Here is a 19,365-nt window from a genome sequence, read left to right on the forward strand (position 1 = left end):
CATCGAGCGGATGCCGCTTGTGTTTCTCAACTGATACGATAGGTTCCCGGATGATCGCAAGAGGCGCAGCAACATGACACGATTCATTTCTTCAGCCGTCGTACACCGGGCCGGCGCCGCGCTGGCATTCTCACTGGCATGCAACCTCATGGTCAGCGCGCCAGCTCAGGCCTGCAGGGTGCCGCCGGTCGCACAAGTCGTCTCGCCAGAGCAGCAGATTGCGATGGCCACTGATGTCTCTGTTGCCAGGGTGACCGAGGCGATACCGTCGCCGCTATGGTCCGGTGGTGGTCGCCAGTTAGTCGACTACACGTTTGAAGTCCAGCAGCGCATCCTCGGTTTACCGGAGCAAGGTTTCACCATCAGCGGTGCTCGAGGCATGACCCGGCCTCCACCGTCGTCAGTTGACCATAGCGACGACGCGTTCTGGGAGCGCGGCGGAGGCCGTCTCTACAACGATGCTGATTGCGTGCTGCGACCCGACTTCATCGTCGGAGAAAGCTATCTGATCTTTCGCGGCAAGCCTGCCACCTGGCGCAGCTTCGAGCACATCGCAACGGTGCGCGGCCGGCCCGACGCGGATGACAAGTGGCTGTCGTACGTCATGGAAAAGCTGTCAGACTCGCAGTCGGGCTCGTCCTTACGTCCCTAGGCCACCAGGTCACGCAAGCCACTGGTGCGGTGCGTGCGGCTGGCGATTGCCTGCTGCAGCACGTCGCCGCCCGGCGTCACCAGCGTAAACACCTCGCTGGCGCGCGTGATGCCGGTGTAGACCAGCTCGCGCGTGAGCACGGCATTGCGCTCGCGCGGCAGCGCCAGCACCGTGTGCCGAAACTCCGAGCCCTGCGATTTATGCACCGTCATCGCAAACGCCGTTTCGACATTGCGCAGGCGCGTGGCCAGCACGCTGCGCACGGCGTCGCCTTCGAGGAAGTAGACGCGCAGCGCGCCGGCGCGCGCCGGATCGGGCAGCGTGACGCCGATATCGCCATTGAACACGCGCGTCGAGTAATCGTTGCGCGTGACCATGACCGGGCGCCCGACATACCACTCGGCGCCATGGCGCAGCAAGTGACTGGCCGCGAGCCGTTTTTCAATGGCTTCGTTCAGGCCCGCCACGCCCCACTCGCCATCGCGCACCGCGCACAGGATGCGGAAGGTCTCGAAACTGAGCAGGATCTGGCGCACCCAGTCTTCGTGCCCGCCACTGGCGCCGCCCCGCAGAAACTGAAGGTACGGCGCATACCCGGCATGCGCCAGTTGCAGGAGCTGGGTCGGCTGCGCATGTTCGAGCCAGCGCACGCTGTCGTCCCCGGCCCGAAGGACCTGTTCGGCGCGCGCGGTGTCGCCCCCATTCACCGCCAGCGCCAGTTGGCCGATCGGCCCGCCGAAGCGGCGGCTGTAGCGCAGCATCACCGTTTGCTGGGCCAGCGCGCCGCCGTCGCCGCGATAGATGTCCGGGATGATCTCGCCGCTTGCGGCTTCGACGTAGGCGATCGTCGCTGCGCTGTAGTGGCCTTGGTGCGCCGCATGGCACAGGTCACCCAGCACCGCGCCCGCTTCCACCGAGGCCAGCTGGTCCTTGTCACCCAACAGGATCAGGGTCGCGCCGACGGGCAGCGCATCGAGCAGGCTGGCCATCATTTCCAGGTGCACCATCGATGCCTCGTCGACGATCAGCACGTCGACGTCGAGCGGGTTGCCACGGTGGTGCGCGAACGCCCGCGTATCGGGGCGCGCCCCGAGCAGGCTGTGGAGCGTGCGCGCCGCGCCCATGCGCGCTGTCAGTTCGCGCAGCGGCAGGTCGCCGCCGACGCGATCCGCCAGTTCGTTCAGGGCCTTGTCGATCGACTGCTTCAGGCGCGCCGCCGCCTTGCCCGTCGGTGCCGCCAGCGCGACGCGCTGGCGCCCCGCTTCCGGCGCCGTCGCGAACAACAGGGCCAGCAGGCGCGCCACCGTGTAGGTCTTGCCGGTGCCGGGACCGCCCGTGATGATCGCCACCGAGCTGCGCAGCGCCACGGCGCAGGCGAGCTTTTGCCAGTCCGGCGCCTGCGCGCCAGGGGCCGCCACGAATAGCTTGTCGAGCCAGCTGCGCACCAGCGTTGTATTCACCGGGTGCGTCGCCGCCGCGCGCTCGCGCACGGCCTGCGCGACGAGCGTCTCATCGCGCCAGTAACGCCGCAGGTACAGGCGCTGGCCATCGAGCACCAGCGGCTGGTCGAGATCGAATTCGCCGCGGATCCAGACCTGCTGGCAGTGCGCCAGCAGCTTGCTCCAGCCTGCCACGCCGCGCGGCAGCGGCGCGGCCGCCTGCGCCAGCTGGCGCCACAGGTCGTCGCTCCAGCCCAGCAGCAGCGCCGGCCCGGCGGCCAGGTCGTCCAGCTGCAGGCAGCTGTGGCCATGGCCTTCGAGCTCGGACAGCACTGCCGCCGCCAGGATCAGCGCCGGTGGCGCGTCGCCCAGTTGCGCAATGAAGCGCGCAAAGGCGCCCGACAGGCGACGCAGCTCGCCCGCCTCGGTCAGCGCGCCGATCTCGCGCCACAGACCATCGATATCCGCATCAAGCTTCGCCATGTTCATCCTTGTCCAGCAAGCGTTCCAGTCCATCCAGCAGGTCGAGGTCGGGCGCCAGCACCCAGCACCCGCGCGTGACGGGGTTGGCGATCCCGCGCAGGAACATGAAGACGGCCCCACCCAGCTGGGTTGCGGGCGCGTAGGCCTCGCCCAGGCGCGCACGCAGCAGCCGGTGCAGGGCCAGCAGGTAGATGCTGCCCTGGATTTCGTAACGGTGTTCGGCCATCCCGGCCTGCATCGCCGCCTGGCTGTACGACGCATCACCCGGCCCCAGTGCATTGGACTTGTAGTCCAGCACCCAGTAGCGCCCTTCGTGCTCGAACACCAGGTCGGCAAAGCCCTTGAGCATGCCGTGCAGGACACGCTCGGGCAGCACCGGGCGCTCAAGCCCGCCCAGCAGATGCGTGCGGCACAGCGCGTCCAGGCGTTGCAGGTCGAGGTGCTCGCTCGGGAACCAGAACTCCATCTCGGGCAGCACGCCGCGCAGGTCGCGCAGGCGCGCATTCAGTGGTGGCAACGGCGTAGCGACGATCTCGCGCAGCCACGCCAGCGCATCGGCCAGGCGATGCCCCCAGCCCGCACGCTCGATATGCTGCACCAGGCGCGCTTCGCAGGTCGGATCGTCCAGGCAGTCAAAGCCTTCGCGCGCCAGCCATTCGAGCCGCTCGTGCATGAAGTTGCCGGGCACCGAGCCGCGCGGGAAGCGATGCCATGGCGCGTCCTCGATGCGGGGCGGCGTGGCCGCCTGCGGCACGTCCTCCATCAGCGTCTGGTCCTGCGCACGCATCGGCGTGGGCGGCGCGACCGCGTGGCGCGTGAGCGACGTGAACGAGCCGACCGACCAGTCGCGCTCGAATTCGGCGCGGTAGCGCGGCGCATCGAGCAAGTCGGGACGGATGTCCTGGCGCGACAGCATCGTCACGCCGTCCGGCTCGGGCAGCTCGGGCAGCTCGTGCAGCGAGATGCCATCGGCGCCCCCGGCCACGACGTCAAAACGCGCACGCAGCGCCTCGGCGGCAATCGCGTCACCACCGGCCAGCAGATAGCCAAGCGCCGACTCGTGCAGCTTGTTCTCGCCCTTGCGCGTGCCGGAGACGGCCGCCGCGCCCAGCCATAGAAAGTGGCGCGCGCGCGTGAGCGCGACGTACAACAGGCGCAGGTCTTCCTCGATGCGCGCGCGGTCCACTGCCGCCAGCGCGTCGTCGGTCAAGGCCAGATCGAGATGGCGCGTGCCTTCCTCGTCCACGTACTCGAAGAAGGCGCGGTTGCGGCGGTTGGTGGCGCGCGCCGTGACGGCAAACGGCAGGTACACCAGCGGGTATTCCAGGCCTTTCGACTTGTGCACCGTGACGACCTTGACCAGTTCGGCGTCGCTCTCCAGGCGCAGCACGCGCTCGTCGCCGCTCGAGCCCAGACCGTCGATCTGCTCGGCGAACCAGCGGGTCAGGGCCTGTTCGCCTTCGAGCTGGCTGCTGGCCTCCTGCAGCAGTTCGGCCAGGTGCAGCAGATTGGTCAGGCGCCGCTCGCCGCCCGGTTCGCGCAGCAGGCGCGCCGGCAAACCCAGTTCGTGGATGAAGCGGCGCAGCATCGCCAGCACGCCCTGGCGCTGCCAGCTGCCGTGCAGCGCCTTGAGCTGTTCGACGCGCGCTTCCCAGACCATCTCGTCGTGCGAAAACTGTGCCAGTTCGGCCAGCCCCAGGCCGGCGGTCGCGGTGGCAAACGCCGCCCGCGCCAGCGCGCCATCGAGCGGATTGGCCACCGCATACAGCCAGCGCAGCACGTCGGCCGCTTCGTCACTTTCGACGACCGAATCCTTGTCGGACAGGTAGACGCTGGCCACCTTGCGCCGCATCAGCGCGCGCCGGATCGCGCCGGCTTCGCGCCGGTCGCGTACGAGGATCGCGATATCGGCCGGCATCAGGCGCGTGAATCCAGCGGTCTCTCCGCTGTCGTCGTCAAAGCCCACGCGCGCATCGTTGAGCAGGCCGACAATGTGTTCGGCGCAGTAATGGGCAAAGACATCGCGGTAGTCGTCGGCCTTCAGGTCGGCGCGCTCCACGATGTTGACGGACAGCGCGCCAGTGGCGTCGCCCAGGCCCACGAGATGGCGGCGGTGGCCCTGCGCCTTGACCGCATCGAACGGCAGCGGGTTGTCCTCGCCGCGCCGGAACCGGAACGCCGCGCCCGGATGCGCGCGCTCGGCATGCAGGAACAGGCCGTTGACGGCGCTCACGAGCGGCGCGGTGGAGCGGTAATTGGTGTCGAGCTGGTAGTGGCGGCCCGCCGTCGCGCGGCGCGCCGCCAGGTAGCTGTGGATGTCGGCGCCGCGAAAGCCGTAGATCGATTGCTTCGGATCGCCAATCAAGAACAACCCATGCTCCGCGTCGTTCGCGTCGACCCGGTACAGCAGGTCGAAGATACGGTACTGGTCGGGCGAGGTGTCCTGGAATTCATCCACCAGCGCCACCGGATACTGGCCCACGATGCGCGCGCGCAGCGCCGCGCCGTTCTCGCCCTCGAGCGCGACCTTCAGGCGTTCGAGCATGTCGGCAAAGCCGAACTGGCGGTTGCGCCGCTTGAGTTCCTGCATGCGCGCGCCGATATGGCCAGCGGCGTGGCGCAGCAGCGCGTGGGCGATCGGATCGAGCGCGGCCAGGCCGGCCTGCAGCGTGGCGGTGTCGTCGAAACAGTCCGGCACCTCGGCCGAAAAATCCTTGCTGAACGCGTCGACGATCCCGTCCGGCGTCAGGCGGCGCCACGCCGTATCGGTCAGGTCCGGCAGATGGCGCGCCGGATCCGTGGCCCAGGCGCGCAGCGCCTCGAACCATTTGACGAGCGAGTCGGCGCGCAGTTTGTTGCCGTTGAAGCACTTGGGCTGGCGCTCGCGGTGGCCGGCGATCCAGCGCTCCATCGCATGGGCGCGCTCGAACCAGCCATCCTTCAGGCGCGTGAGCTCTTCGCGCTGCGCCTCGGCCAGCCGCGCCACCAGTTGCCCCAGCGGTTCGGCCGCAGGCGCGCCCAGCAAGGCCTCGCGCCGCACCAGGTCGCGCACGCTCGCCTTGAGCGCCTCGACGTCGCGCCAGCTGTCCATCACGACTGCCAGCGCCTCGGCTTTCAATGGGTACACCTGCTGGCGCCAGTAATCGTGCGCGGCATCCTCGAACAGTGCGCGCTCGTCGCTGACCAGTTCTTCGTCGAACAGGCTGCCGCTGTCAAAGGCGTGCTCGCGCAGCATGCGCTGGCACCAGGCGTCAATCGTGAAGATCGCCGCTTCGTCCATCGTCTCGGCCGCCATGAACAGGCGGTGCCCGGCAATGTGACGCTCGCTGCCGGCCGGGTAGCTGGCTGCCAGTTCCTGCAAATAAGGATCGACAATATCCAGCTCACCGCGGAAGTAGCTCGCGGCCTGCACCAGCCGCTCGCGCACGCGATTGGCCAGCTCGCGCGTGGCGGCGCGCGTGAACGTCATCACCAGGATCTCGGACGGCAGCAGCGGGCGCACGAACGCATCCTGCCCGCCATGCCCCAGCACCAGGCGCACATACAGCGCGGCGATGGTCCAGGTCTTGCCGGTGCCGGCCGAGGCCTCGATCAGGCGCGAGCCGTGCAGGGGGAAATCCACCGGTTCAAGCTTGCTACTCATGAAAATGACTCCTGCAACGGCTTGATCTTCACGAAGTCCTGCATCCAGCGTGCCAGCGGTCCATACAGTTCATCGGCCAGATCGGGCCAGCCGCCAGCGTTCTTCAGGGCGTCGAAGTCAGGCCACAGGCGCGCCAGGCACAGGTCGTCGACCTCGCCGCGCAGCTCGAAGCCGCCGTCATAGGTCGCGCGCGGATCGCCCTGCGCCAGATGGCCCAGGGCCGTCTTGCACGCCACTGGCAGCGGGCTGTCCAGATTGACACGCCACAGGCGCACCAGATCGCGCAGCGTCTGCAGCGCCCCATCCTGGGCCAGAGGCGCCATCTCGAGCACCGCGTCGCGCGCCACCAGGTAGCCCGTTACCGGGTTGCCGGCCGCAGCCGCTGCCAGCTGGCGCAGCCACGGCGCAATCAGTTTGTCGCCGCGCGGATTGCCGGCGCGGTCGAGCACCTTCGACGAGATCTGCATCAGCCACGCACTGCCCTCGCCGTTCGAGCGCAGGCGATCGATCCAGTCGTCCAGCTTGATCTCACCCAGCAGCAGGCTGACGGCGAACTTCGGCGCTGCTTGCGGGAAGCGCGCGCCCAGGCGCAGCCACTCGGTGCGCACTGGCGCCAGGCTGTCAACGAGCTGCTCCTGCCACATGCGGCCCATCAGGCCGATCGGCAGCACGCCTTCGCGTGCCAGGCGTTCGGCGCGCAGCGTCAGCGTGGCGCGCACGTCGCCGATCGCCTCGGCCTCGCCGCTGTCATCGAGCAGGTGGTCTTCGATCTGGTAGCGCTCAAGCGCGTCCAGGCCAAACGGCTCTTCGTCGTCGCCCACGTGCGCGGCGTCGGCAAACACGACGCCCAGACGGCGGCGGAAGAAAAAGCGCGCCGGCTGGCGCAGAAAACTGGCCAGCTCGCTCAGCTTGAGGACGAAGTCGGGCTCGAGCTCGTAGGCCGGCAAGGCGTCGTCGACGGGGTGCTCATCGGTGCCGTGCGCGGCGCCGTGCGCAGTGCGCCACTCGCCCGCGTAGGTGAGCAGGCCGCCGCGCTGGAAGTAGCGCCGGCTGAACGGCTGCAGCGGATGCTCGGTCGTGATGTGATGCAGATCGTCGATGTTCCAGCCGGCCTGCAGGTAGTCGCGCAACTGCGCCACCAGCACCGAGGGCGGCTGTTCGCTGTTGTCGCGCACATTGCGCCCGACCCAGCTCACGTAGAACTTGTCGCGCGCGGCCAACAGGGCTTCCAGCATCAGGTAGCGGTCATCGTCGCGCCGCGAGCGGTCGCCCGGGCGCGCCATGCCGGGCAGCGCCAGCAGATCGAAATCCGACGGGCGCGCGCGGCGCGGGAAGTCGCCATCGTTCATGCCCAGCAGGCAGACGGCGCGAAACGGCACTGCGCGCATCGGCATCAGGGTGCAGAAGGTCACGCCGCCCGACACGAACTGGTGGTTCAGCGTGGGCGCATCGAGTTCGTTCATCCAGGCTTCGCGCAGCACCGCCAGCGGCACCGGTTCGTCAAAGCCCGCCGCAGCGCAGGTCTCGAGCCAGCATTGCAAGCCTTCGCCCAGGTTCGACAGCGTCAGGCGGTCGGCTTCGTCGCCCGCCGCATAAAAGCACGACAGCATCTCGCGCGCCGCCTCGCCCCATGCAGCCGGCCGCAGCGACGCATCGAGCCGGCCACGCCAGGTCAGCAGGCACTCGACCAGCTGGGCGAGCGAGCCGGCCAGCGCGGCATCCAGGCCACCGACTTCGGCGTACGGCTCGATGTCGCCGAAGCTGGCACCGGCGCCGCTGGCATAACCGAGCAGCATACGACGCACTCCGAAGATCCAGGCATTCTGCTCGCCCGTCATGCCCAGCCCCAGGCCCGCGCGGTGGTCCTGGTCGAGCCCCCAGCGCACACCGGCGCCATCGATCCAGCGGCCGAGGATCGGCAGATCGTCGCTCGTTACACCAAAGCGGCGCGCGACGGCGGGCACGTCGAGCAGGTCGCGCACCTCGCTCTGGCGGCAGCGCTGCTGCGGCAGGCGCAGCAGCCACTCGAGCGAAACCAGCAGCGGATTGACGCTGCGGTCGCGCACGTCGCCGATCTCGAACGGAATGTGGCGCGGATCGTGGCGCCGGTGCTGGTCGAACACCGCGTGGATCGCGGGCGAGAACGCATCGATGTCGGGCACCATCACCACCACGTCGCGCGGACGCAGCGTCGGATCGAGCGCGAACCACGCCAGCAACTGGTCGTGCAGCACTTCGATCTCGCGCTGCACGCTGTGCGTGACGTGGAACTCGATCGAGCGGTCGTCGAGCATGGGTGGCACGTGCGGGTGCTCGGACAGCGGCACCAGGTCGCGCACCGCGGCCTGAACCTGCGACAAGAGCGTGCCGCCATCGTCGTCGGTAAACAGGTCGACGCGCAGCGGCGCCGGCTGGCCTTCGTCGCTTTCACTCGCCTCGTGCTGCTGGTCGAATTCATCGAGCATGCGGACAAAATCGCGCCCCTGCCTTCCCCAGCTGGCCAGCAGCGGATGGCTGTGGACATGCATTTCCTCGATCGGAATCGTGCCCAGGTCGACGCCCTCGCGCTGCGGCTGGCGGCGGCGCGCCGCCTTGAGCAACTGGCTGCCTTCGATGATGTCGCCCCAGTAGAACTGGCACGGATTGGGCACGGCAAACAGCACCTGCGTGTGGCGCGCCAGCGCCGCTATCGCTTGCAGGGTCTGGTACGGCAGCGTCGACATCCCAAACAGCACCACGCGACGCGGCAGGCGGCTGGCCGGCGTCGCATCGGCCGCTACAAAGGCGAGGAACTGGTCGTGGATGGTGGCGCGCCCGCTCTGGCGCTGCGCTTCGGGCAGGCTCGCATGCACGGCGCGCCACAGGCAGGCTTGCCAGCGCTGCTCGGGCGCGAGCGGGACCACATCGCCCCCGGCGCGGCGCAGCACGTCGCGCCCGGCGGCCCAATCGGCGAGCCAGTCGGCGCGATACACCTGGTACTGGTCGTACAGGTCGGCCACGCGTTCGGCCAGTTGCAGGCGGCGCTCGGCGTCGCCATCGGCGAGAAAGCGCGCAAGTGGCGCGTAGCCATCGTCCTGCAGCAGCGTCGGCAACAGGCGCATCAGGCGCCAGGTCAGCGGCGCCTTGTCGAACGGCGCGCGCTGCGGCACGCGCTCGCGCCCCAGCATGCCCCGGTAGGCTTCCCACATGAAGCGCGCTGGCAGCGCCACGCGCGTGGCCGCGCAGACGCCGTTTTCCTCGGCCAGCGCGATCTTGAGCCACTCGGCCACACCGTTCGACTGGACCAGAAAAATCTCTTCTTCGAGTGGTCCCAGGGGGTGATTGCGCAGCCAGTCGAAGACGGCGCTGCGCAGCAGCTCCATCTGGTTACCGTGGAGGATCAAGAGACCGGGAATGATCGGGGCAGACATGCGCTGGGCGTGGGCAATCGGGACCAAAGCATACCGCGTTTGGCCCCCTGGCGGTAGGGCCAAACGGGCTGCTTACCGGCTGTCGCCGGCGCGGCCGCCGAACTGCGCCGACACCTCGCGCTCGATGCGGATCAACAGCGCGCGCAGGCGCGCCGTCAATGCCCTTGCCTGCGCCGTGCCGCCCGCGCGCAAGTCGCGCACCGGCTGCGCCTCCAGGTCTTCGCAAATGGCGGCAAACGCGGTGGCGCCGACCGCGCGTGCGGCCGATTTGAGCTGGTGCGCAAGGCTCGCGGTGTGAGTCAGGTCGCCGCACACCAGTGCGGTGTCGATGCCGGCCAGGTTCTCGCGCGTGGTATCCAGGAACAGAAACGCGTATTTGCGCATCCGTTCCGGGTCGCCCCCAGCCGTGGCGGCCAGCAGTGCCAGGTCGAGCACCGCGCTGCCAGGAGCCATGGCGGCTGGCAGATTGACGGCGACGTCCGACACCGGCGCCGTGGTGCGCCCCAGGCAGCGCGCGATCGTGGCGGCGAGCAGTTCCGGCACCACCGGCTTGGCGAGAAATTCGTTCATGCCCGCCGCCATGCAGCGCGCGCGGTCGTCCACGCCGGCATTGGCCGTCATCGCCACCACGAGCGTGCCGGCCAGGTGCGGATCGCGCCGGATGCGGCGCGTCGCCTCGAGTCCGTCCATCACCGGCATCTGCACGTCCATCAGCACGCAATCGAAGCGCGCCTGCGCCATCGCCGCCAGCGCCTCTTCGCCATTGCCCGCGACGACGACGGCGGCGCCGGCCAGTTCGAGCAATTCGCGCGCGACCTGCTGGTTGAACGGGTTGTCCTCGACCAGCAGCACGGCGCAGCCGTCCAGGCGCGCCTCGGCCGGCGCGGGCGCTGCGCCCAGGCCGGAACTGGCGCCCGCCCCCACCCGCGCGCCGGCGCCATCATCGAGCGCCAGGCGCGCCGTGAACCAGAAGATGCTGCCCACGCCAGGGGTACTGGTCACGCCGACCTCGCCGCCCATCAGCTCGGCCAACTGGCGGCTGATTGCGAGGCCCAGGCCGGTGCCCCCATACCGGCGCGTGGCCGACTGGTCTGCCTGCTGGAACGGCGCAAACAGGTGCTGCAGCGCGTTCGGGCCGATCCCGATGCCGCGGTCTTCGACTTCGAAGCGCACCAGAATTTCCGGGCCAAACGCGTGCGCGAGCCGCGCGCGCATCGTGATGCGTCCGCGCTCGGCAAACTTGACGGCGTTACCTGCGAAATTGAGCAATACCTGTTCGAGGCGCAGGGAGTCGCCGCACAGGGGCCGCATCAATTCGGGTGCGATCTCGATATCGAAGCCCAGGCCCTTGGCGGCGGCCGCCGTGCCAAGCTGCGCCTCGACGTTGCGCATCAGGGCGTCCGGCATGAAGCGTTCGGTGGCCAGTTCGAGCATGCCGGCCTCGATCTTGGAAAAGTCGAGGATGTCGTTGATGATGCCCAGCAGGTGCTGGCCCGAGTGGTAGATCTTTTCGAGGTAGTCGCGCTGGCGCGGATCGGGCCCGGCCTGCAGCGCCAGATGCGTCATGCCGATGATGCTGTTCATCGGCGTGCGGATCTCGTGGCTCATGTTCGACAAAAAGTCGCTCTTGGCCTTGCTGGCGGCATCGGCGCGCGCCTTCAGCCGGTGCAGCTCAGTGATATCGGTCGAGACGCACAGCACGGCTGGCTCTTCGTCGACCTGCAGCGGCACGCGCACGCTCCACAACTGGCGCGTCGCGCCGTCCGGACCGGCCTGGGCCACTTGCGCGCTGCTCTGGCGAGCGGCCCGCAGCACGGCGCGGTCGAGCTCCCAGGTGGCGTCGGCCTGGCCCGCGTCCATCGCCTCGATATCGGGCCGGCCGATCAGGTCCGTCGCCGGGCGCCCGAGACGCGCCGCGCCCTTGGCATTGAGATAGCGGATGCGGCGCGCGCCGTCCTTCAGATACACCTCGGCGTCGAGGTTGTCGAGCACCGTGTCGAGCAGCAGGCGCTGCTCGTCGGTGGCGCGGCGCGAACGGTACTGGGCCAGAAACAAGCCGTACATCAGGAGCGTGCCGATGAACCCGGCGGCCAGCGCGCCGAACGGCACGAAGCGGTCGACGCCCACCAGCATGTCATCCTTGGGCGCCGAGAAGCAGGCTTTCCAGCCGTTGCCGACGTAGTCCACACCCAGCACCGACACGAAGTGCAACGCCGGATCGGGGGCGGTGCGGCGCACGTCCACACCATGCAGCAGGATGTCTCCCGCCACCGGCGCGCCCGGCCGGCTGGTGTAGCGGCGTCCGGTGCCGTACAGGCTCACGCGCAGCGGCTGCGCCTCGAGGGAGACGAGTGCATTGCGCACCAGTTCCTGCACCGAGAAGAAAATGCCGAACGAACCCAGATAGGCGGCGCGGCGCTCGGCCACGCCCAGCGGCAGCACGCCCCCGACATACACGGGCAGGCGCATGCCGAGGGCATTGTGCGGCACCGGGTCGGGCAGGAACACGGGCTGCCCCGACGCGACCATCGTGCCGCTGTCGCGCGCCTGTGATATCGCCCGCGCGACCAGCGGCCGGGACGCCATGTCGAAGCCGAGCCGCCGGGTCGGCTTGTCGGCCGGATACTGGTACGTCACGACTTCGTACCACGGGCGGCGCCCGGCCGGGAAGATCTGGAAATCCGGGTAACCGCGCGCATCGACGCTGCGGTCGGCGCGCATGGCGGTGACAAACGCTTCGCGCTCGCGCTCGGGCACACGGGTGGCAAACGTCAGGGCTTCGATGGCCGGATAATTATTGGGCAGGTCGAGCGCCGCCGCATAGCGGTGGAAGGATGCGCGGTCGGGCACCGCGCTACCGCCGCCGGCCGCATGCAGGGCGGCCATCGCGCGCACGGCGCGGGCATACGAGGCGATGGCATTGTCGAGCCTTTCCTGCGCGCCGCGCGCCAGGTTGTCGAAGCGGCGCTGCGCGTCGGTCTCGACGGCGGCGCCAGCCACCGCATGCAGCAGCATGCCGATCGCCAGGGCCAGCAAGACCCCGCCGCCCCACAGCAAGATGGGCTTGCCGACGCGCGCGGCGGCAAGTTCGATGGCGCTGGCGCTGGCACTGCGCAAGGCAGATCGCTTCATGCTTCCCCTCTCGGGCGATGCATGCCCCGCTTAGTGGTGATAGTCGATATGAGTATATCGGTGCGCCGGCGTGGCGCGATCCCGATCGCCATCCCGATGAGGCACGCAAGCAACAGATCGCCGCTCATGCGGGCAGCCCGTGGGGGTGACGGCTGCGGCCCATGCTCACGAGACCAGGCGCGCGGCCGACAGTGCATCCCAGGTCGGCGCGATCTCGACGTACAGCGCCACGGCCTGCTCGATCCCGACAACCTGAGGCGCACCGATGCGCGTGATGACCACGCCAGCGCGCCGCAGCATGCGCTCGATCGCCGTCGTGGTCACGGTGATGTAGCGCGACAGTCCACGCTCGTGGGCGTCGTCGATGATGGCGGTAATCGACGCCATCGTCATGGCCGAAAAACCGTAGCCGGTCACGCCATCGGTTTCCAGCGCAAAGCGCGACAGCTCCCAGATCTGCGGGTCGCTCGGCGCTGCCTGCCCATCGAGCAGCTGGGGAAACGAATCCTTGAGCATGTACGGCCCTTCGGTCGGCAGCAGGCGCCAGCAGCCACGCAGCGTGGCGTCGTCGCGCATCAGCATGTAGCGCGGCTCGAGCGCATCGTAGCCATCAATCTCCATGCCCGACAACACCGGCACTTCCCAGCCAAGGCGCCCGCGAAATACCCTTGCGCGCAGCAAGTGCATTTCGCACAACTCGTTCGATGCAATGGCGCGGCGTGGCGCGATCCGGATATGCATGCTCATTACCTCCCCCCTGGAATGACATCTGATCGATCGGAAAATGCACGGTGCATAAAACCACCATGCAAGTCGGGTAGCCTGGGTACTATCAGCTCTGATAGGTGGCGAGCAATGTCGGGGATGCAATACTTTTGCGTATGCAGTTTCCGAAGTACTGGCTTCACCTTCCTGAAAGGAATCATCATGGCAATCGAACTGATGTCTAACGCTCTGGCCGCCGACCACCACGCCAACCAGGTCATGCAGGCCGCTGGCGCCGTGCGCATGGCGCCGCATGAACTACGCCGCCTGCGCATCACCAAGCGCGAGAGCCAGGAAAAGTTCTGGGGCCGCTTCGGCGTCACCCAGTCGAGCGGCTCCCGCTTCGAGACTGGCCTGGCCATCCCGACGCCCGTATCGATCCTGCTGCGCATGTATGTCAATGGCAAGCTCAGCGATGGTGATCTTCAGGGGTGATCAATCCAAGGCCGATGGCCTTGACCACTGCCTGCTGGCGGGTGTTCACGTCGAACTTCTGACGCACATTCGCCAGGTGGAAGTTGACGGTCGCTTCGGAGCAGTTGGTGATGCGGGCAATCTCCCATGACGACTTGCCCGCCATGACCCACTGCAAGACTTCCAGTTCGCGCTTGGTCAGGCGCGGCGCAGCGCCCCGGCCGTCTTCGGGCCGTGAACCTTCTTCGCGAAAGCGCTGCGACGACGCAAACGCGTAATCGCGCACCAGCGACAGCATCGGCAGCGCCTCCATCACGGCGCGCTGGGCGGCGATGTCGGGCCGCGCATCGGACGCGAAGCTGATGACCCCGAATTCACCCTGCGGGCCGTGCACCGGCAGCGTGACGCCACTGCGGATACCGTGCGCGCTGGCTTCTTCGTACAAGCCCGCCTGCTGGCTGCCGGAAGCGAACAGGCCAGGCTCCCACACCATCGGCAAGGTGCTCGTCAGGCAGTGGGCGACCGTCGGATCAACATAGGCAAAGCCATTGCGGTCGTAGCGCTCGCGCCAGTTGTCGGCGTAGTTACTGCGCAAGAAGGCCGACTCGAAGCGCGCATGGCGCGAACCTACCACGCCGAACAGCACCTGGTCGAAACCCAGTGTGCGCGCGAGATTGAACAGGGACGCGCTCCACTGGGTCGCGTCCCTGGCTTGCATCAACTCGAGTAGCAAGGCGGTATCAATCATGGGGTCGGAAGAATATGCATCAGCACTATGCTAGTCCGTTCACCCCCCATCAAAATCCTCGAAAATTAACAATCAAGAAATTTATCCGTACCCATTTCATTTGATGTCGTGTAATGACAACAACTATTATCAGGTCAGCCCTGATTGCAGATTGCGTTTGTCGATCATGCGTGGGCTTACTTAATTTCAATGTCGGTGATGCAGTTCGCCGTGATGTCGTTGTTAGCAGAAAGAAAATTTGTGTCTTGACGTAGATCAATGAAACATTCTGTTGCGACTGCAGCACGTCCCACCCCTGGCGCCGTTTCGGCATACGACCACTTCTTGGCCGTATGAGGATCGAATCGATAAACAGTCGGCGGCCGGCGCACGACGATCAGCATCCCAGATGCGCACTGCAGCCGGATAGCACCGGCGGGTGCGTCAGACCGGGGGCGCCACTCGCGCTCTGCCAATCGCCAGCGCCGCTTGCTCCGCTGCCATCCACGCATCGATTGCCTTGGCGGCGCCGGGCCGCACGTGCAGGCCAAGCTTGCTGCGGCGCCACAGCACGTCGGCCGCACAGGACGCCCATTCATGCGCCATCAGGTAGCGCAGTTCTGCCTCGTACAGGCCGGGCGCAATTTCCAGACCCAGATCGTCCAGCGCGTGGCACCCGGCCAGCAGGCGCGCCACGCGCGTGCCATACGCGCGCGCGTATCGCAGCGCGAGCGGCTTCGGGAGCCAGTCATGACGTTGGTGCAGCGCCGCCACCCAGCCGTCGAATTCGAGCACCCCGCGGCGGTCAGGTGTCGCGCCGAACAGGTCGCCGCCGGGCAGCACGGCGCTTGCCGTCCACGCCGGTGCGCACGGCCGGCCCAGGCGCGGCGCCAGCCAGTCGAGCGCTTCCTCGGCCAGCTTGCGGTAGGTCGTGATCTTGCCGCCGAACACCGACAACAGCGGTGGGCCATCGCCATCGCGCGCCAGATGGTAGTCGCGCGTGACCGCTGCCGCAGTGCCAGCCTCGTCGGCCAGCAGCGGGCGCACGCCGGCGTAACTCCAGACGATATCGCCTGGTGCGATCTGGCGCCGGAAGTAAAGGTTGGCCAGCGCGCACAGATAGGCTTGTTCGTCGTCGGCAATGGTGACATGGCCCGGATCACCCGTGAACTCGACGTCGGTGGTGCCAATCAGCGTGAACGCGTCTTCGTACGGCAGCGCGAACACCACCCGGCCATCGGTGTGCTGGAACAGGTAGCCGCAGGCATGATCGAACAGGCGCGGCACGACGATGTGGCTGCCCTTGACCAGGCGCAGCGCGCGTTGCGGTGTGGCGCTGCCAGCGCGCACGGCCAGGCGCTCTGCCCACGGCCCGGTGGCATTGACCAGCCCGCGGGCACGCACGGCAAGCGGCTCACCGGAGCGCGACAGCCGCGCCTCCCAATGCACGGCGCGCCGCACGACGTCGTCGCACGCCGTCTGCGGCATGACCTGCGCGCCGCGTTCGTGGGCATCGAGCGCGTTGAGCACGACCAGCCGCGCATCGTCGACCCAGCCGTCGGAATAGGCAAAGGCGCGCGTATATTCGGGCTTGAGTGCAGCGCCTGCGGCGTGCCCGGCCAGATTGATGGTTTGCGCGCCAGGCAGAAAATCGCGCGCCGCGAGCCGGTCGTACAGGAACAGCCCGGCCCGGATCAGCCAGGCCGGACGCGCCCCACGCACATGGGGCATGATGAAGCGCAGCGGGTGCGTGATGTGCGGCGCGCTGCGCAGCAGGATTTCGCGCTCGGCCAGGGCCTTGCGCACCAGGCCGAACTCGCGGTGTTCGAGGTAACGCAGTCCGCCGTGGATCAGCTTGCTCGATGCGGACGACGTATGCGCGCCAAGGTCGTCCTTGTCGCACAGGATGACCTTCAGCCCGCGCCCGGCGGCGTCACGCGCGATGCCGGCGCCATTGATGCCGGCGCCCACCACCAGCAAGTCGCAATCGATGAACCTGTCCGTTGTCATCCTCCCCCCCCTCGTGGCCAGTGCACGCAACCGATGCGCGCGCGCTGCCCCGGTCAATTATGCGCAAAATGGCAGAGTCGGTGTGTAAAATCGCCATATGCACATTTCCACTTCTGCTCCCCTGCCCGGCGCAAGGATTGACACGACAACACGGGCCTGGGTCCGCATGCCGTCGGGCCGGCGTCTGGACCTGCTCGACCCCACCCCGTTCGATTGGGACGACGCCGACCTGGCGCTCGGCCTGGCCCGCACCTACCGCTGGGGCGGCCACTCGGCATGGCCGTTGCCGCTATCGGTCGCGCAGCATTCAATCAGCGTGATGCTGCTGCGGCGTGCGGCCACCCCGACGCTATCGCCGCTCGACGAATTGCGCGAACTGCTGCACGATGCCGAAGAAGGCTTGCTGGGATTCGATGCGATTTCGGTCATCAAGCCGTTTCTGGGCGACGCCTTTCGCGCCCTGACACAGCGCCTGGAACACATGGTATTCCTGCGTTACGGCTTGCCGGCCTGGGATGCGAAGTCGCACGCGGCGCACAAGAAAGCCGACCGGCTGGCCGCGGCCAGCGAAGCGGTCCATGTGGCAGGCTGGTCGGCTGACGAGGTCCGGCGCACGCTCAAGATTCGTGCGGCGATCCTGCCGGAGGATCCGCTGGCGCGTCAGTATGATTGCGCGCCGTGGGAACCGTGGCCGCCAACGCTGGCCTGCGAACGTTTTCTGTATGAGCTCGAACGGCTCAAGGAAGCGGTGAGGCCGGCAGCCTGAAGCCCGCCCCCTCTTCGCGCCACCTTACGCCTTCGCGCGTGGGGTCAGTTCTTTTTCCAGATACTTCTCCAGGCTCTCGAGCGAGCGGCCGCGCGTTTCCGGCAGACGCAGCGCAACGAAGATCAGCGAGCCCACATTGATGGCGGCGAACAGGAAGAACGTCGCACTGCCGAACTGCGCCAGCGCCAGCGGGAACAGCAAGGCCACGATCGCGTTGAAGATCCACTGGCACGCCACCGCAGTGCCGGTCAGCACGCCACGCAGGTGCATCGGGAACAGCTCCGACATCAAGAGCCAGTACACCGGCGCAATCAGCATCTGCATGCACAGCAGGAAGCACAGGATGCACGCCAGCGCAGCATAGCTGCGCGTAATCCCATCCGGCATCCACAGCAGCACGGCGCCCAGCGCAAACTGCATGACGACCACGCCCGACAAACCCGACAGCAGCATCGAGCGGCGACCATGTTTGCCGATCAGCCAGATACCGATGAAGGTCGCGATCACGGCCACCACGCCGTTCCCGATGGTCGCGGTCAGCGCGGCATTCGTGCCCAGGCCGGTCGATTGCAGGATGATCGGGGTGAAGTACATGAAGGCGTTCACGCCCGTGAACTGGGCCATGAAGCCCAGGCCGATGCCCAGCCACAGGAGTTTTCTGATCCATGGCGTGCCCATGACGGCCGACCAGCCGGCCTGCTCGTGCTCGATCTGGTTCAGCTTGGTCATTTCGGCCATCTCGCGTTCGATCTGCTCGTCGCTCGAACGGATCTGCTGCATGACCGCGCGCGCTTCTTCCATCCGGTCCTTGCTGGCCAGCCAGCGCGGCGACGGCGGCACGAACATCATGCCCACACCCAGCAGCAGGGCCGGCACGGCGGCGATCGCAAGCATATAGCGCCAGACATCCGGCGAATGCGCATAGTGCGCCAGCACCGCATTGAGCACATAGGCGATCAACTGGCCGGTGACGATCATCAGCTCGTTTTGCGTGACCAGCCTGGCACGCCTGCTGGGGCCGGCCATTTCGGCGATGAACACCGGCACCGTGGACGACGCGCCGCCAACGGCCAGGCCGAGCACGAAGCGCATGGCGACCATGACTTCGACCGACGGCGCAAGGGTCGTGCCGAGCGCGCCGATCATGAACACCAGCGCCAGCCAGATCAGCGTCATGCGCCGACCGAACCGGTCCGACAGCGAGCCTGCCATCAACGAGCCCACGGCGGCGCCGAACACGAGCGCGGACGTCACGACGCCTTCGGTCAGCGGTGTCAAGCCGAGGCCACCACTGGATGGCGGCGCGCTCATGAACGGCAGCGCGCCGGAGATCACACCGGTGTCGTAGCCGAAGGCCAGAGCGCCCATCGTGGCGACGATGGCAACCTTGAAGACGAAGCGGCTTTCCTTGGTATCGGGCGGCGTCGGGGCGCCGGCCGGGGGAACTGCTGAAGACATACGAATCCTTTGTGGGAAATGGACGGGAAGGGGAAAAGCGGCGGGCCCATTTCGTCACCGTCCGGACGACCGCGAAGCTGGCCAACGCAAGACAGCGTCGGCTACATCTTTAAATAACTTGGCAAAGGATAAAGGGATACGTACAACACGACTGTTCGATAGCAAACATATTAGTAATTTTCTCTAATTAACAAAAGAACAACCCTATTGACAAGATTGGATGGACATCGACGGGCATGCGGAACATGCTCGTGAGCATCACGAACAGCTAACTCGCTGATTTTGTTCAGGGTTTTATACTATCCACAAGAATTGTGGATAACTGTGTGGACAAGCGCCACTTGACAAGCCACCAGCCCAGAAGGGATGCGGGTTTCAACAAATTGCCCGTTGTAGAGGCAAAATTTTGTTCCAATAAAATCAAGCACTTGCATGTGCACCACATGGGAGCAACAAGTTTATATGC

General features: G+C 67.1%; 12 protein-coding genes. 3 read left to right on the top strand and 9 right to left on the bottom strand.

Annotated features, from left to right (window positions below; all coding sequences use genetic code 11):
- Positions 1 to 73 precede the first annotated feature (73 nt).
- Positions 74 to 652 (top strand): hypothetical protein, encoded by a 579-nt coding sequence (locus RCH14_RS16000; protein WP_343027089.1) that lies wholly within the window; start codon positions 74 to 76, stop codon positions 650 to 652.
- On the opposite strand, the gene recD is transcribed toward RCH14_RS16000, so the two are convergent.
- The 5 genes from recD to RCH14_RS16025 all read right to left on the bottom strand — a co-directional run bounded on the left by recD (position 649) and on the right by RCH14_RS16025 (position 13,506).
- Positions 649 to 2,574 (bottom strand): exodeoxyribonuclease V subunit alpha, encoded by a 1,926-nt coding sequence (gene recD / locus RCH14_RS16005; protein WP_343027090.1) that lies wholly within the window; start codon positions 2,572 to 2,574, stop codon positions 649 to 651. The genes RCH14_RS16000 and recD overlap by 4 nt on opposite strands.
- Complete coding sequence (gene recB / locus RCH14_RS16010; RefSeq protein WP_343027091.1) at positions 2,561 to 6,217, bottom strand: exodeoxyribonuclease V subunit beta; 3,657 nt, start codon at positions 6,215 to 6,217, stop codon at positions 2,561 to 2,563. Before recB ends, recD begins: the two co-directional genes overlap by 14 nt.
- Entirely contained in the window at positions 6,214 to 9,627 is a 3,414-nt protein-coding gene (recC, locus tag RCH14_RS16015; RefSeq protein WP_343027092.1) for an exodeoxyribonuclease V subunit gamma, read from the bottom strand. The genes recB and recC overlap by 4 nt, the downstream gene beginning before the upstream one ends.
- Positions 9,628 to 9,699: 72 nt before the next feature.
- Entirely contained in the window at positions 9,700 to 12,759 is a 3,060-nt protein-coding gene (locus RCH14_RS16020; RefSeq protein ID WP_343027093.1) for a CHASE domain-containing protein, read from the bottom strand.
- A gap of 165 nt (positions 12,760 to 12,924) precedes the next feature.
- Positions 12,925 to 13,506, bottom strand: a complete 582-nt coding sequence (locus RCH14_RS16025; protein WP_343027094.1) for an acyl-homoserine-lactone synthase — start codon at positions 13,504 to 13,506, stop codon at positions 12,925 to 12,927.
- A 237-nt stretch (positions 13,507 to 13,743) separates the two neighbouring features.
- Here RCH14_RS16025 and RCH14_RS16030 point away from each other — a divergent pair, with 237 nt between their 5' ends.
- A complete protein-coding gene (locus RCH14_RS16030) occupies positions 13,744 to 13,959 on the top strand; it encodes a helix-turn-helix transcriptional regulator (protein WP_332530918.1) in 216 nt (71 codons plus the stop codon).
- Here RCH14_RS16030 and RCH14_RS16035 read toward each other — a convergent pair.
- From RCH14_RS16035 to glpD, 3 genes are all read right to left on the bottom strand, one after another.
- Positions 13,934 to 14,686: a LuxR family transcriptional regulator gene (locus RCH14_RS16035; RefSeq protein WP_343027095.1), complete on the bottom strand. Its 753-nt coding sequence runs from the start codon at positions 14,684 to 14,686 to the stop codon at positions 13,934 to 13,936. The two genes, RCH14_RS16030 and RCH14_RS16035, sit on opposite strands and share 26 nt — an antisense overlap.
- Positions 14,687 to 14,862: 176 nt before the next feature.
- Positions 14,863 to 15,069, bottom strand: coding sequence for a hypothetical protein (locus tag RCH14_RS16040; RefSeq protein WP_343027096.1), 207 nt, complete (start codon positions 15,067 to 15,069; stop codon positions 14,863 to 14,865).
- Positions 15,070 to 15,109: 40 nt separating this feature from the next.
- Complete coding sequence (gene glpD / locus RCH14_RS16045) at positions 15,110 to 16,675, bottom strand: glycerol-3-phosphate dehydrogenase (RefSeq protein ID WP_343027097.1); 1,566 nt, start codon at positions 16,673 to 16,675, stop codon at positions 15,110 to 15,112.
- Between the two features lie 166 nt (positions 16,676 to 16,841).
- Between glpD and RCH14_RS16050 the strand changes: the two genes are divergently transcribed.
- A complete protein-coding gene (locus RCH14_RS16050; RefSeq protein WP_343027212.1) occupies positions 16,842 to 17,441 on the top strand; it encodes a phosphohydrolase in 600 nt (199 codons plus the stop codon).
- A gap of 24 nt (positions 17,442 to 17,465) precedes the next feature.
- Here RCH14_RS16050 and RCH14_RS16055 read toward each other — a convergent pair whose 3' ends face one another.
- Positions 17,466 to 18,899 carry a sugar porter family MFS transporter gene (locus RCH14_RS16055; protein ID WP_343027098.1) on the bottom strand — a complete coding sequence of 478 codons (1,434 nt, stop codon included), beginning with the start codon at positions 18,897 to 18,899 and terminating at the stop codon, positions 17,466 to 17,468.
- Positions 18,900 to 19,365: the final 466 nt, after the last annotated feature.

This window comes from Massilia sp. MP_M2 (genome assembly GCF_039123635.1).
In the GTDB taxonomy this organism is placed as follows: domain Bacteria; phylum Pseudomonadota; class Gammaproteobacteria; order Burkholderiales; family Burkholderiaceae_D; genus Telluria.